The following is a 12,809-nucleotide window of genomic DNA, read 5'->3' as shown; positions in this document are numbered from 1 at the left end:
TGACGGAGTGCCGCGTGTGGTGGTGATCCACCGAATGTCCTCCGAGGCCGCCGATCACTGTTCTCGGACTGCGGTACACGTGTGCACGAAAGACCAAAGGGCCAGGTCGCCGGATACCGGTGACCTGGCCCTTCGCTGCGGGCCGACGAGGGGAATCGAACCCCTGACCTACAGTTCACAAGATCTCGGTACGCGCCCCTCCGACCTGCTGCTTTCCAGGTCAGGGGTGGTCTCGCCGTGTCCGTGAGTCTCCGTGATTTCCCCTTGCTCACCCTCCTGACGGGCACGCAACGGGCACGGCATGACGCTCAACCCAAACCGCATTAGCAGCTCTGATCTGGAACGGGAGTGAACGACGTTGGATTGCAACCAGGGCCCTCCCGGTCAAGGTTCGACGAGGGCCAGCTGCTCGGCGCAAGCGGCTCGGACGACGGCGATCAACTGCGGTTCAGTGCGTCCCCAGCCTTCTCCCCATTCGTCATCCAGCCCGTATAGAGCGCCAAGTGGTGGTGTGAGCATCTCATCGGGATAATTCCAAGTGATCATGAGTCGTTCGATCACCGAGACCAGCCAATGTTCACCACCGTCGCCTGCGAGGCACAACCGCGCCATGTCGACATAAACAGTTTTCACGGCGTCGGACCTGGAAGGTATCGCGGTGTCCGTATCCGCGAGAGCCTCGACCAGCACATCGCGCACCTCGTGCGGATCACGTCCGTCAAGCCCCGCGAGAATGCGCAACGTCTCGCCATCCATGTCCTGGACGAGCCAATGAGCGGCCCACATGGGGACACGCTCGGTAGGCAAGATTTCCAGTTCATACCAGGCAGCGACCAACCGCGGAGACGGAATCAACTGTCCTGCATCGTACGGCCAGTCATGCACAGGAAGCATCGTGTCACAGCTGCCTCGGTGAAACGTCGTCGCGTCGCCATATCCCGCAGCCAGGTTGGAAGATTTCGGTACGCGGTTCCCTGAACCGCTGTGGTGTAGGTGAGAGGCGGTCTTTTCCTGTCCGTGAGCCCCCATGATTCCACCTTGTTCCCCGACCTTACTCGCACGCGAGTGGCACGGCCTGAGAACCCTGTGCGGGCGCACACGCCTCCCCGCCACCTACGAACCCGCTTCTTGCCTCTGTTGATCATCCCGGAGCCGGAGTGCCCCCGCCGGAGGCTTGGTCTTTATCCTTCGGCGGAACCCGTTCGGATAAAAGATCGTTGCCTTCCTTAGCGACCTCGACAGAAGCTCTCATGAAGGAGTCGAACGGTCATGAGCTTTTTTAGATCCAAGAATGAGGAACAGGAAATTCCCGAGACCATTGAGCAGGCTCGACAGGCGTATCAAGAGGGACGCATGGTCTTCGTGTCTCGCCTTCGGATCAAGTACCGCGGTTCGCTGGCCTGTTCAACGCCAGAGGCAGCCGATCTGATCGAGGGCATTGAACGCGAGGGATGGACACTCAGCCACATGTCGGAGAGCGTGTTCGCGGATGCTGTTACGCAGATGGCCTGTATCTTCCACCGCAGATAGCCATAGTGCTCTAGACGGCGGTGCGGCCTCGGCGCGGCGGGTTGGTTGGTTGCGGTGCGCGGGCGGTGCGGTGGGCGGCCCGATTCCGCCGCCGTTCGGGACCGGCGCCCACACCGCACGCCCGGACGGCGGGCGGGTGGAGGGCCGTGCGGCGGCGCGCCGCGCCGCCGCCTTGACGCGGGCGGCGCTGATCTACCAGCACGCCAGCCAGGACCGTGACAAGGCCATCGCGGAGGCTCTGGGCAAGGCACTCAAGGTGGCACGCAAGACGGCCACGAAGAAGGCCAGTGGCACGCGGGTGGCACGAAAAAGCAAAAAGCCCGCTTAACGATCAAAGGGCCAGGTCACCGGATGCCGGTTGACCTGGCCCTCTGTTGCGAGCCGACGAGGGGAATCGAACCCCTGACCTACAGTTTACAAGACTGTCGCTCTGCCGATTGAGCTACGTCGGCATGGTCGCCAGACGATTGTAGTCGGCTCGCGCCTCACACGTCACCGAGGTATGCCGCGACGAGTGCGAACCGTTAGGAACGACGCTTGCGGGCGACCTCGTAAAGGGCGATACCGGCGGCGACACCCGCGTTGAGGGACTCGGCCGCGGCCTGCATCGGGATGCGGACGACCAGGTCGCAGGACTCGCGGACCAGGCGGGACAGACCCTTGCCCTCCGAGCCCACGACGACGACCAGCGGGCCGTCGAGGAGGTTGGCCTCGCCGATGTCGACCTTGCCCTCGCCGTCCAGACCGATCACGAACAGGCCCGCCTCACGGTACTCCCGCAGGGTGGCGGTGAGATTGGCGGCACGGGCGACCGTCAGGGTGGCCAGCGTGCCCGCCGAGGTCTTCCAGGCACCACCGGTGACCCCGGCCGAACGACGGGAGGGGACGACCAGGCCGTGGGCGCCGAAGGCGGTGGCCGAGCGGGCGATGGCCCCCAGGTTGCGAGGGTCGGTGACACCGTCGAGGGCGACGATCAGCGGCACCTCCGCGGCGTCCTGGGCGATGCGGACGAGATCGTCGGGGTGGGCGTAGTCGTACGCCGGGATCTGCAGGGCGATGCCCTGGTGGATCCCCCCCTCGGTGAGTCGGTCCAGCTTCTCCCGCCCGACCTCCAGCATCGCGATGCCACGATCGGCGGCGATGCGGACCGCCTCCTTGACGCGGTCGTCGTTGTCGATGCGCAGGGCCACGTAGAGCGTGCTGGCCGGGACTCCGGCCCGCAGCGCCTCGACCACGGGGTTGCGCCCGCCGATGTGCTCGGGCGCGTCGTCGCTCCGTCTCGGACGAGCCGAGGTGCGCGGGGAGGCGGACCTGCCGGTCTTCTCCTCGCGCTCGATCCGCTCGGCGCGTGCCTTGTCCTTGTGCCAGTGCCGCATGTGCGCCGGCGGGGTGGCCCCCCTGCCCTCCAGGCCTCGGCGGACGTTGCCGCCGGTGCCCTTGGTCGGACTCTTCTTCTTCGCGGGTCGCCCGGACCCTTTACCCCCACCAGCCATGGTCTATAGCGTACGGCCTGGTTTTACCGCGAGAGTTCCCAGCGAGGGCCCTGGGGGGTGTCCTCGACATGGATCCCGGCGCGGGAAAGCTGGTCACGGATGCCGTCGGCCGCCGCGAAGTCCCTGCGTGCCCGCGCCGCCTGCCGTTGCTCCAGGGCGACGGCGACCAGCGCGTCGACGGTCGCCCGCATGCCGGTCTCGCCGCCCGTGGAGCGCCACTGCTCCGAGCGCGGGTCGAGGCCGAGGACGTCGAGCATGTTCTGCGTCTCGGCGAGCAGCCTGGCGACCTGCTCCTTGTTGCCCTGGGCCAGCGCGACGTTGCCCTCGCGGACCACCTCGTGCACCACGGCGAGCGCCTGGGGGGTGCCCAGGTCGTCGTCGAGAGCCTCGGAGAAGGCCACCGGGAGCGGCGCGTGCGCGTCGACGTCATGGATGACCTCGGCCGCGCGGGTGACGAAGCCCTCGATGCGCTGGTAGGCCGTGGCGGCCTCGAAGAGCGCCTCCTCGGAGTATTCGATCGAGGAACGGTAGTGCGGGGCCGCCAGGTAGTAGCGGAGCTCGACCGGGCGGACCTTCTTGGTGACCTCGGGGATCAGCAGGGAGTTACCGAGCGACTTGCTCATCTTCTCCGCGCCGATCTTGAGCATGCCGTTGTGCATCCAGTAGCGGGCGAAGCCGTCACCGGCCGCCTGGGACTGGGTCAGCTCGTTCTCGTGGTGCGGGAAGATCAGGTCGACGCCACCACCGTGGATGTCGAAGGTCGAGCCGAGATACTTCGTCGCCATGGCCGAGCACTCCAGGTGCCAGCCGGGGCGGCCTCGGCCCCACGGGGTCGGCCAGGTCGGCTCGCCGGGCTTCTCGCCCTTCCAGAGCGCGAAGTCGCGCGGGTCGCGCTTGCAGGAGTCGCTCTCGGTGTCACCCGCGGCCCGCATGTTCTGAAGCTTCTGGTTGGAGAGCGACCCGTACCGGTCGGCGTAGGACATGACGTCGAAGTAGACGTCGCCACCGGAGGCATAGGCGTGGCCGGCGGCGATCAGCCGGTCCATCAGCTCGATCATCTCGGGCACATGGCCGGTGGCCCGTGGCTCGACGGTCGGAGGCAGGCAGCCCAGCACCTCGTAGGCCCAGGTGAAGGCCCTCTGGTTACGCTCGGCGACGGCGAACCACGGCACGTTCTCCGCCGCCGCGACTCTGATGATCTTGTCATCGATGTCGGTGACGTTGCGGCAGAAGGTCACCTCGTAGCCCGACCTGATCATCCAGCGGCGGAGCACGTCGAAGTTGACGCCCGAGCGGATGTGCCCGATGTGCGGGGGAGCCTGCACGGTGGCACCACACAGGTAGATCGAGGCCCGGCCGGGTTCGACCGGGACGAATTCGCGGACGGTGCGTACGCTGGTGTCGTATAGCTGCAGGCTCACGAGGGCAAGGCTAATGCCTCACCTCCCCTCACAAGCCAGGTTGCGGGACGTTGAAGACACCCACTAGAGGATTTTCTGACCATTAGTAGCGAATGTCCCCCAGTCGGCCCGTGAAAGAGCACCGGGTGGAAGACATACCCGGAAGCGATACGGACGATCATGCCGAGTGTCGATTCTGTAGGCTCGAAGAGCCATGGACGCCAAATCCCCCGCGGCGGCAGACTCGCTCTCCCGCCCGTCACCGCCCCTGACCGCCGCCGAACCGAGCAGGACAGCCCTCGCCCTGCGCCGTACCGGGATCGCCGTCGCCGGAGTCGGCGTGGCCGCCCTCACCGCCGCGGCCTGCGTGCTCTCCTTCGAGGACCTGCGCGCCCTCGCCCTGGCGGGCAGGGCGCCCGCCGGCCTCGCGTATCTCTATCCCGCCGCCTTCGACGCGCTGCTCGTCGTCGCGATGATCGGCGTGCTGCTGCTGAGGGGCGGCCGGTGGCCGGTACGGCTGCAGGCGGGGGTGGTCCTGACGCTGCTGTTCGCCGGCGCGGCCGCCGCCGAGGTGGCCACCGCCATGCGGATGGCGGTGGACGAGCAACGGGCGGCCGTCGTGGTCGCCGTCGCCCCCTGGGTGATGCTGATCCTGGCCCTCTGGCTCTGGCTCCTGCTGATCAGGCACGCCGCCGCCAGGCGTGCCGCGACCGACGCGACCCTGGCCGGCCGGATCGCCGCCGAGCACGACATCGTGCCGTTCCCCGAGGCGGGCCGGCCGACCTCGGAGTACCCGGGCGCGCCGGACCGCGAGGAGCGCCGGCAGGGGCCTGGCCATCCCGGACAACTGGTGCACCACCCCGCGGCCGAGATCATGCTCGATCCGCACGCCGCCCCTCCGCTGGAGACGGTCCCCTACCACGACCTCCCGACGGGTGAGCCTGTGGTCGGTCCCACCGCGGCTCCGGAGACCCCCGAGGTCACCGACGTCCCGCAGGGTCCCCCGCCGCGGAAGGCCGCGGCCCTCCGGCAGGGAAAGCCGATGCGCTGGGGTGACCTGGTCCGGCCCCGCCAGGGCGATCTGCTCGTCCACCCGCCCCGTCCCGGCCCGCGGACGACCGAGGAGGAGCAGGGAGACGAGGGCAGGGTCAGCGAGCGGGTGGAGACCTGGGACACCGGCGCCGGCCTCCCCCTGGAGCGGGAGGCCCGGACCGGTGAAGCCGATACGGCCGAGGCCGGCCCACCCGGCACGGCTCGGCGCGGCACGGACGAGGTGAGCGAGCGCGACGCCGACACCCAGCCGATCCTCGCCATGCAGGGCCGGGCGGCGAACGTCACGCCCGGCGGGACGGCGAAGGCGGATGCCACGGGCAGGAGAGCGGGCGGCTCGCCCGACCCCGCGCACGGTGCCGAGGCCGCCGAGGCCGGGGAGGAGGCCCAGGCACGCCGGGAAGACGGCGGTGCGGCTCCTCCCTCCGGGCGGATGCGCAGCACACCGGTCCCGCCCGGCGAGTGAGGGGCGAAAGCTTGACCACGCCCGCATGCCCCCCTGACCGGATCCGGGGAACGAAGCCGGCGTGACGAAGTGCTGGGTGAAGGCCTCCGATGACAGCGGCTTCCCGGTGCGGAACCTGCCCTTCGGGGTCTTCTCGCGCCGCGGCGAGTTCCCCCGTGTCGGCGTGGCGATCAGCGACCAGGTACTGGATCTGGGCCTGCTGGCGGAGACCGGGGTGCTGAAGGGCTCGCACTGGTTCGCCTCCGGCACCCTCAACGCGTTTCTGTCCGCGGGACCGCGAATCTGGCAGGAGGTCAGGGAGCGGTTGATCCATCTACTCACCGAGCCGTCATGCCGCCCGGCGGTGATGCCCGCGCTCGTCCCGATGGTCGAGGTGCTGATGCACCTGCCGTTCCACGTGGCGGACCTGATCCGCTTCCAGTCGTCCATCGAGCACGAGACGAACCTGGGCCGGATGTTCCGGCCGCCCGGCGACCCACTGCCGCGCAACTGGCCGCGGATGCCCATCGGGCAGTACGGCAGGGCGTCGAGCGTGGTGGTCTCCGGCACCCCGGTCGTGCGCCCGTCGGGTCAGCTCCGGGGCCTGGGAGGAGCCGACCCGGTATTCGGGCCGTCCACTCAGCTGGATCTCTCCGCTGAGATCGGCTACGTGGTCGGCGTCCCCTCGACCCCGCCGCACGTGCTGGGAACCCAGGCGTTCGAGGACCACGTCTTCGGAGTGGTGGTGGTCAACAGCTGGCGGGCCCAGGACATCATCGCCTGGGAGAGCACACCGCTCGGGCCGTTTCTCGGACGGTTCGCCACCTCGATCTCTCCGTGGGTGGTCCCGCTCACGGCGCTGGAGTCGGCCCGGGTGGTGCCGCCCGCCCAGGACCCGCCTCCGCCGCCCTATCTGCTGGCCAGGCGGCAGTGGGGCCTGAACCTCACCCTGCGGGTCGAGTTGAACGGCCGGCTCCTGTCGGAACCGCCGTTCGCCACCCAGTATTGGACCGGTCCGCAGCTATTCGCTCACACGGGTGTGAGCGGCGCCCCGCTGCGGACCGGCGATCTGCTCACCTCCGGGCCGGTGTCAGGATCGGCCAGAAGCCAGTTCGGCACGCTGCTCGAACTGACCTGGAACGGCCGAGACCCTCTCGGTATGCCGGACGGAACCGAACGGGTCTTCCTGGAGGACGGCGACGTCGTGCGCGTCACCGCGAGCACCTCCGGCCCGGAGGGGGGCCAGCTGAGCCTCGGCGAGGTCACCGGGGTGGTCCGCCCCGCTGTCCGCTAGAGGCTTGTTCGTCAGACCCTGGAGCGCTTGAGACCGGCTACCAGGCCGACACCGACGGCGGCCAGGGCCACCTGCATGACGAGTTCGATCCAGTCGATCCCGTCCGTGGTGGCGACGCCGAGAACCTGGGCGATGGCGGTGCCGATGAGCGCCGCGACAATGCCGACGACGATGGTCAGGATCCATCCGATCGCCTGCCTACCGGGAAGCAGCAGACGACCGATGGCACCGATGACAGCGCCGATGACGATTGCTCCAAGAATGGACTCAATAGTCATTTCAACCTCCCAGTGAGGGTGAGACCTTCACTCTCACAGGGAGGTGGCTACCCCCCGTGTCATGGATATTCCTGCGGACGGCAAAAATTCGGTCAGTGCGACTTCCTCGCCTGCATCTGAACGACGAGGAGCACTCCGATCACGGCGACCGCGAGTTGGATGAGGTGCTCCCACCAATTGATCCCCGGCGTGTTGGTCAGACCGACCGACGCGGCGATGGCGGTGCCGATAAGTGCCGCGATGATGCCGACGATAAGCGTCAGGCCGATGCTCAGGTTCTGGCGCCCTGGAAGGATGAGGCGTGCCAGCGCGCCGATGATGGCGCCGATGATGATTGCGGAGACGATCGATCCGATCATGTCCGGCTCCCCCTGTCACGAGACACAGTCATCAGGGAGTTACCCAGCGCATTCATAGATCATCCCAAAAAGGGGTGGCCCGTACCGCGCCAGGAAACGGGCCACCGCCTCGATATGGATTGACGGGCATTCCGCGCCGCCCGCCGGAACGTTTCGACGTTCCGCATGAGAAGACGCCCGGTAACCGCTAGAGGTTCACCACGATCGCGGTCGCGATGGCCGCGACGCCCTCACCCCGGCCGGTGAGGCCCAGCCCGTCGGTCGTGGTGGCGCTGACGCTCACGGGGGCGCCCACGGCCGCGCTGAGGGCCTTCTCGGCCTCGACGCGGCGGGGTGCCACCTTGGGCCGGTTACCGATCACCTGGACGGCCACATTGCCGATCTCGAAGCCCGCGGCTCGCACCTGGCGAGCGGTCTCCTCCAGCAGGGCGGCACCGGAGGCACCGGCCCAGCGAGGATCGGACGTGCCGAACAGGCCTCCGAGGTCGCCGAGACCGGCTGCTGACAGCAGGGCGTCACAGGCCGCGTGAGCCGCGGCGTCGCCGTCGGAGTGCCCGGCCAGGCCGGTCTCCCCGGGCCAGTGCAGGCCGGCGAGATGGAGCTCGCGACCAGAAGCGAACGGGTGGACGTCGACTCCGACGCCCACCCGTGGAAATGTCCTGTTCAGGAGTTGAGAACCTCGTCCAGTAGGGCCTCTGCCTTGTCCTCGTTGGTCTTTTCCGCGAGCGCGAGCTCGCTGACGAGGATCTGCCTGGCCTTGGCCAGCATTCGCTTCTCTCCCGCGGAAAGCCCGCGTTCCCTGTCTCGTCGCCACAGGTCGCGAACGACCTCGGCGACCTTGTTGACATCACCGGACGCCAACTTCTCAAGGTTCGCCTTGTAGCGGCGGGACCAGTTCGTGGGCTCTTCGGTGTGAGGCATTCGAAGCACGTCGAAAACGCGCTCAAGGCCCTCTTGTCCGACTACGTCGCGAACACCCACGAGTTCGGCGTTGTCAGCCGGCACCTGGACGGTAAGGTCGCCCTTGTCGACCTTAAGAACCAGGTAGGTCCTTTCCTCACCTTTGATGGTCCGGGTCGTGATCGCCTCGATCCGAGCAGCCCCATGGTGGGGGTAGACGACAGTGTCGCCGACCTGGAAAGTCATGTGACAAGTACCCCTTCCGCTGTACTCAAGAGTACCACGTATCCACAGCCTCCCGGAACAGTGAAATCACCATAACTGCAGGTCAAAGCCGCGTCTTATGACTTGACAAGTGCTCAAGTGTGTGAATCAAGGGGGCAAAAAGCACTTATGACCTGCGTTCCCCGCCTCCGAATGATCAGGCGGGGCGAGGCGGAAGCCGGTAAACGTCGCCGATAGGGTTGACCTTGCCCTACCTCATGTGTGACAAGGAGAACTCGCACCGTGACCCGCAACAGCCGTCACCGGGCGATCGCCGCCGCCGCGTTCCTCGCAGCCGCCCTGACTCTGGCCGGCTGTGGCGCCGGATCCGACGCGATCACCAACAAGCCCTACGCTCCGACCGAGGCCCTGTCGGTCAAGACCAAGGGCATCGACATCTCCCAGGCGTTCTTCCTCGGCCCCGACTCCGGCGGGACGCTACCGGTCGGGACGGCCACGCCGCTCTACCTGTCCCTGGTCAACACCAACGCCCCCGACCAGCTCGTCGGTCTCGGCGTCGACCCGGCCCTCGGCACGGCGAAGGTGAGCGCGCCCGTACCGCTCCCCCAGAACCAGCGGGTGAGCGTCGGCAAGCCGACGCCCACGATCCTGATCGAGGGGCTGAAGAAGCCGCTCAGGGGCGGCGAGTCCATCCCGGTGCAGCTGCAGTTCGCCAACGCGGGGGTCGTGCAGATCACCGTCCCGGTCATCACCCGCAGCCGCGAGTTCACCGCCTACCCGCAGGTTCCCGGCGCCTCCGCGGCTCCCACGCCGACCCCCACCCCCTCCGCCTCCGCCTCCGCCGAGGGCGGGCACGGGCACTGACCGCTCCCGGTGACCTCACCGCGACGGGAGGCCACGGCTCCCGGGAGATCCGAACCCCCGGGAGCCGGTCACGCCAAACACGGTCCGGACAGGCGCGCGGGCATGCCGTACGGCCCCTCGGACCGTCCGGAGGCGCGTGCGAGGGGTCAGGCCTCCGCGGGGTCGAACTTGTAGCCCAGGCCCCGGACCGTGAGGATGCAGCGAGGGTTGGACGGGTCGGACTCGACCTTGGCCCGTAGCCGCTTGACGTGCACGTCCAGCGTCTTGGTGTCGCCCACGTAGTCGGCGCCCCAGACCCGGTCGATGAGCTGGCCCCGGGTGAGCACCCGGCCGGCGTTGCGCAGCAGCACCTCCAGCAGCTCGAACTCCTTCAGGGGCAGCTGCACCGGCTCGCCCCGCACGGCGACGATGTGGCGGTCCACGTCCATCCGGACCGGGCCGGCGGCCAGCACCGCCGACTCCAGCTCCTCCACATCGCCCTGGCGGCGCAGCACCGCGCGGATGCGGGCCACCAGCTCCCTGGAGGAGAAGGGCTTGGTGACGTAGTCGTCGGCGCCGAGCTCCAGCCCGACCACCTTGTCGATCTCGCTGTCCTTGGCGGTGAGCATGATGACGGGCACGTTGGAGCGCTGGCGGAGCGAGCGGCAGACCTCCGTTCCCGGCAGGCCGGGGAGCATCAGATCGAGCAGCACCAGGTCGGCGCCGTTCCGGTCGAAGGTCTCCAGCGCCTCCGGCCCTGTGGTGGCCACGGCCACCTCGAAGCCCTCCTTGCGCAGCATGTATGACAGAGCGTCGGAGAACGACTCCTCGTCCTCGACGACAAGCACGCGGGTCACTGCGCGGCCTCCAGGGGGATCGTGGTGGTAGCTGGTACTGCCACCGCCATGCCACCGAAGGCGGGCAGGCGGAGGGTGAAGGTGGAGCCGGAGCCTTCCTTGCTCCACACCGTGACCGCCCCGTTGTGGGCGGCGGCCACGTGCTTGACGATGGCCAGGCCGAGGCCCGTGCCACCGGTCGCGCGCGAGCGGGCCGCGTCGACGCGGAAGAACCGCTCGAAAATTCGTTCCTGGGCGCTCTCGGGGATGCCGATGCCCTGGTCGCTCACGCTGATCTCGACGTATTCGGTGTTGGGACCCGCGCCGCGGGCACTGACCACGACCCGGGTGTGCTCGGGGCTGTAGGCGACCGCGTTGTCGATGAGGTTGCGCAGGGCGGTGACGAGAAGCTCGTCGTCGCCCCATATCCGCAGGCCCTCGACGCCGCCGGAGACCAGGGTGATGTCCTTGGCCGCCGCGGTGGTGTTACAGCGGTCGACGGCCTCGTGCACCGCCTCGTCGATCAGCACCGGGCCCGGGGTGGGGATGGGCTCGGCGCCCTGGATCCGGGAGAGGGTGATCAGGTCCTGGACGAGGTAGGTGAGCCGGGCCGCCTCGTGCTGCATACGCCCGGCGAAGCGGGTGACCGCCTCGGGGTCGTCGGCGGCGTCCTGGATGGTCTCGGCCAGTAGCGACATCGCGCCCACCGGCGTCTTGAGCTCGTGGCTCACGTTGGCCACGAAGTCGCGGCGGACCGCCTCGACGCGGCGGTGCTCGGTCTGGTCCTCGGCGAGGACCAGCACCTGGCCGTAGGAGCCGAGCGGGGCGACCCGCACCGCGAAGTTGGTCGACTCCTGGCCGAACTTGTGGCCGGCCACCTCGATCTCGCTCTCGCGGATCTCGCCGTCCCTGCGCACCTTCCTGGCCAGCGCGAGCAGCTCGGCCGCCATCAGGTGCTCTCCCTTGACCAGACCGAACGCGCGCGCCGCCGAACTGGCGCGCAGCACCCGGTCCTCCTTGTCGAGCACGACCGCCGAGGACGGCAGCACGGCCAGCACCGAGGCGACCCCGTTCGGGAGCGCGCCGGGCTCGACGCCGTCCACCGGTGTCATCCTGTCCCGCCGTCCGTGGCTCTGCTGGCGGACGACCATCACGGCCAGCGCTCCCACGACGAAGCCGGCCAGCGCGGCCAGGCTCGCCATCAGCTCACTCACGTGGTCCTCCCGTAGGCTTCACGTTTTCGATGGTAGGCGGGGGTTTCCGTGTTGGGGACGGCCCGGGGGCGGTGACAGCGGCCTTTCCCGCAAAGTTCACTTTGCGGTCGAAGTTCGTTCACCGACCCCCTCGTACGGTGAGTTCCATGCGCGACGCCTATCACGAAGACCTCGACGCCCTCACCGAACGGCTGGTCGAGATGACCCGGCTCGTGAGGTCGGCGATATCGCGGGCCACCACAGCCCTCCTGGACGCGGACCTTCATCTCGCCGAGAACGTCATCTCCCAGGACGAGGAGGTCGACCGGATCTTCGCGGAGATCGAGGCCACGATCTTCGACCTGATGGCCAGGCAGCAGCCGGTGGCCGTGGATCTCAGAATGATCATCGCGGCGCTGCGGATGGGCACCGACCTGGAGCGGATGGGCGACCTCGCCGAGCATGTGGCCAAGGTCGCCAGACTGCGCCATCCCGACTCCGCGATCCCGCCGGAGATCCGTGCCACCATCCTGGAGATGGGCCAGATCGCCGAGCGCCTCATCACCAAGACCGGCAGCTGCATCGCCTCGCGCGACGTGGAGTCCGCCCTGGAACTGGAGGCCGACGACGACGCGATGGACCGGCTGCACCGCAGGCTGTTCAAGGTCCTGATGGCCCCTGACTGGAAGTACGGCGTCGAGCCGGCCATCGACGTGACGCTGATCGGCCGCTACTACGAGCGCTATGCCGACCACGCGGTCCGTGTCGCGCACGACGTGGTCTATCTGGTGACGGGCTCCAGGCCGCAGGACACCGGCGCCCTCTGACCCCCGATCTCCCCTAGGTCCCTTGGAATGCCGGGAGGGCCCGCCGGATCCGGCGTCGCCCCCGAGGTCACGCTGTGGAGCGACGGGAACGGCCTGCGCGGCGTGCCCCGGACCTCGGTACGGGGGGCGCAGAAGG

15 protein-coding genes and 1 tRNA gene are annotated in these 12,809 nt (G+C 68.4%); 6 read left to right on the top strand and 10 right to left on the bottom strand.

The window, feature by feature from the left end; genetic code table 11:
• Positions 1-384 precede the first annotated feature (384 nt).
• Entirely contained in the window at positions 385-885 is a 501-nt protein-coding gene (locus tag AB0J58_RS26015; RefSeq protein WP_364219945.1) for a hypothetical protein, read from the bottom strand.
• 384 nt (positions 886-1,269) lie between these two features.
• On the opposite strand from AB0J58_RS26015, the gene AB0J58_RS26010 reads away from it, so the two are divergent.
• Both AB0J58_RS26010 and AB0J58_RS26005 read left to right on the top strand, forming a co-directional pair.
• Positions 1,270-1,530, top strand: a complete 261-nt coding sequence (locus AB0J58_RS26010) for a hypothetical protein (RefSeq protein WP_364219943.1) — start codon at positions 1,270-1,272, stop codon at positions 1,528-1,530.
• 70 nt (positions 1,531-1,600) lie between these two features.
• Positions 1,601-1,858 (top strand): hypothetical protein, encoded by a 258-nt coding sequence (locus AB0J58_RS26005; protein WP_364219940.1) that lies wholly within the window; start codon positions 1,601-1,603, stop codon positions 1,856-1,858.
• Between the two features lie 51 nt (positions 1,859-1,909).
• Here the strand turns inward: AB0J58_RS26005 and AB0J58_RS26000 are convergent.
• The 3 genes from AB0J58_RS26000 to cysS all read right to left on the bottom strand — a co-directional run bounded on the left by AB0J58_RS26000 (position 1,910) and on the right by cysS (position 4,444).
• Positions 1,910-1,982 (bottom strand) — tRNA-Thr (locus AB0J58_RS26000).
• A gap of 72 nt (positions 1,983-2,054) precedes the next feature.
• Positions 2,055-3,023 (bottom strand): 23S rRNA (guanosine(2251)-2'-O)-methyltransferase RlmB, encoded by a 969-nt coding sequence (gene rlmB, locus AB0J58_RS25995; RefSeq protein WP_343968475.1) that lies wholly within the window; start codon positions 3,021-3,023, stop codon positions 2,055-2,057.
• 23 nt (positions 3,024-3,046) lie between these two features.
• Positions 3,047-4,444 (bottom strand): cysteine--tRNA ligase, encoded by a 1,398-nt coding sequence (gene cysS, locus AB0J58_RS25990; protein WP_343968477.1) that lies wholly within the window; start codon positions 4,442-4,444, stop codon positions 3,047-3,049.
• 193 nt (positions 4,445-4,637) lie between these two features.
• On the opposite strand from cysS, the gene AB0J58_RS25985 reads away from it, so the two are divergent.
• Positions 4,638-5,939: a DUF2637 domain-containing protein gene (locus tag AB0J58_RS25985; RefSeq protein WP_364219937.1), complete on the top strand. Its 1,302-nt coding sequence runs from the start codon at positions 4,638-4,640 to the stop codon at positions 5,937-5,939.
• Positions 5,940-6,000: 61 nt separating this feature from the next.
• A complete protein-coding gene (locus AB0J58_RS25980) occupies positions 6,001-7,212 on the top strand; it encodes a fumarylacetoacetate hydrolase family protein (protein ID WP_364219934.1) in 1,212 nt (403 codons plus the stop codon).
• Positions 7,213-7,223: 11 nt separating this feature from the next.
• On the opposite strand, the gene AB0J58_RS25975 is transcribed toward AB0J58_RS25980, so the two are convergent.
• The 4 genes from AB0J58_RS25975 to AB0J58_RS25960 form a co-directional block, all read right to left on the bottom strand.
• Entirely contained in the window at positions 7,224-7,490 is a 267-nt protein-coding gene (locus tag AB0J58_RS25975; RefSeq protein ID WP_364219931.1) for a GlsB/YeaQ/YmgE family stress response membrane protein, read from the bottom strand.
• 92 nt (positions 7,491-7,582) lie between these two features.
• On the bottom strand, positions 7,583-7,849 hold the full coding sequence (locus AB0J58_RS25970; RefSeq protein WP_364219928.1) for a GlsB/YeaQ/YmgE family stress response membrane protein: 267 nt from the start codon (positions 7,847-7,849) through the stop codon (positions 7,583-7,585).
• 187 nt (positions 7,850-8,036) lie between these two features.
• Positions 8,037-8,495: a 2-C-methyl-D-erythritol 2,4-cyclodiphosphate synthase gene (gene ispF / locus AB0J58_RS25965; RefSeq protein WP_364219925.1), complete on the bottom strand. Its 459-nt coding sequence runs from the start codon at positions 8,493-8,495 to the stop codon at positions 8,037-8,039.
• A 17-nt stretch (positions 8,496-8,512) separates the two neighbouring features.
• A complete protein-coding gene (locus tag AB0J58_RS25960; protein ID WP_030924410.1) occupies positions 8,513-8,995 on the bottom strand; it encodes a CarD family transcriptional regulator in 483 nt (160 codons plus the stop codon).
• A gap of 261 nt (positions 8,996-9,256) precedes the next feature.
• Here AB0J58_RS25960 and AB0J58_RS25955 point away from each other — a divergent pair, with 261 nt between their 5' ends.
• Positions 9,257-9,838, top strand: a complete 582-nt coding sequence (locus tag AB0J58_RS25955; protein ID WP_364219922.1) for a copper chaperone PCu(A)C — start codon at positions 9,257-9,259, stop codon at positions 9,836-9,838.
• A 146-nt stretch (positions 9,839-9,984) separates the two neighbouring features.
• Here AB0J58_RS25955 and AB0J58_RS25950 read toward each other — a convergent pair whose 3' ends face one another.
• Together AB0J58_RS25950 and AB0J58_RS25945 are read right to left on the bottom strand one after the other, a co-directional pair.
• A complete protein-coding gene (locus AB0J58_RS25950) occupies positions 9,985-10,674 on the bottom strand; it encodes a response regulator transcription factor (protein WP_343968494.1) in 690 nt (229 codons plus the stop codon).
• Positions 10,671-11,855, bottom strand: a complete 1,185-nt coding sequence (locus AB0J58_RS25945) for an ATP-binding protein (protein WP_364220051.1) — start codon at positions 11,853-11,855, stop codon at positions 10,671-10,673. Before AB0J58_RS25945 ends, AB0J58_RS25950 begins: the two co-directional genes overlap by 4 nt.
• Before the next feature lie 158 nt (positions 11,856-12,013).
• Between AB0J58_RS25945 and phoU the strand changes: the two genes are divergently transcribed.
• A complete protein-coding gene (gene phoU, locus AB0J58_RS25940) occupies positions 12,014-12,673 on the top strand; it encodes a phosphate signaling complex protein PhoU (RefSeq protein ID WP_343968496.1) in 660 nt (219 codons plus the stop codon).
• Positions 12,674-12,809 lie beyond the last annotated feature (136 nt).

Origin of the sequence: Streptosporangium sp. NPDC049644, assembly GCF_040675205.1 — a bacterium.
Lineage (GTDB): Bacteria > Actinomycetota > Actinomycetes > Streptosporangiales > Streptosporangiaceae > Streptosporangium > Streptosporangium fukuiense.
Note: the sequence above shows the minus strand (reverse complement) of the source record. Positions and strands in the feature narration are given on the sequence as shown.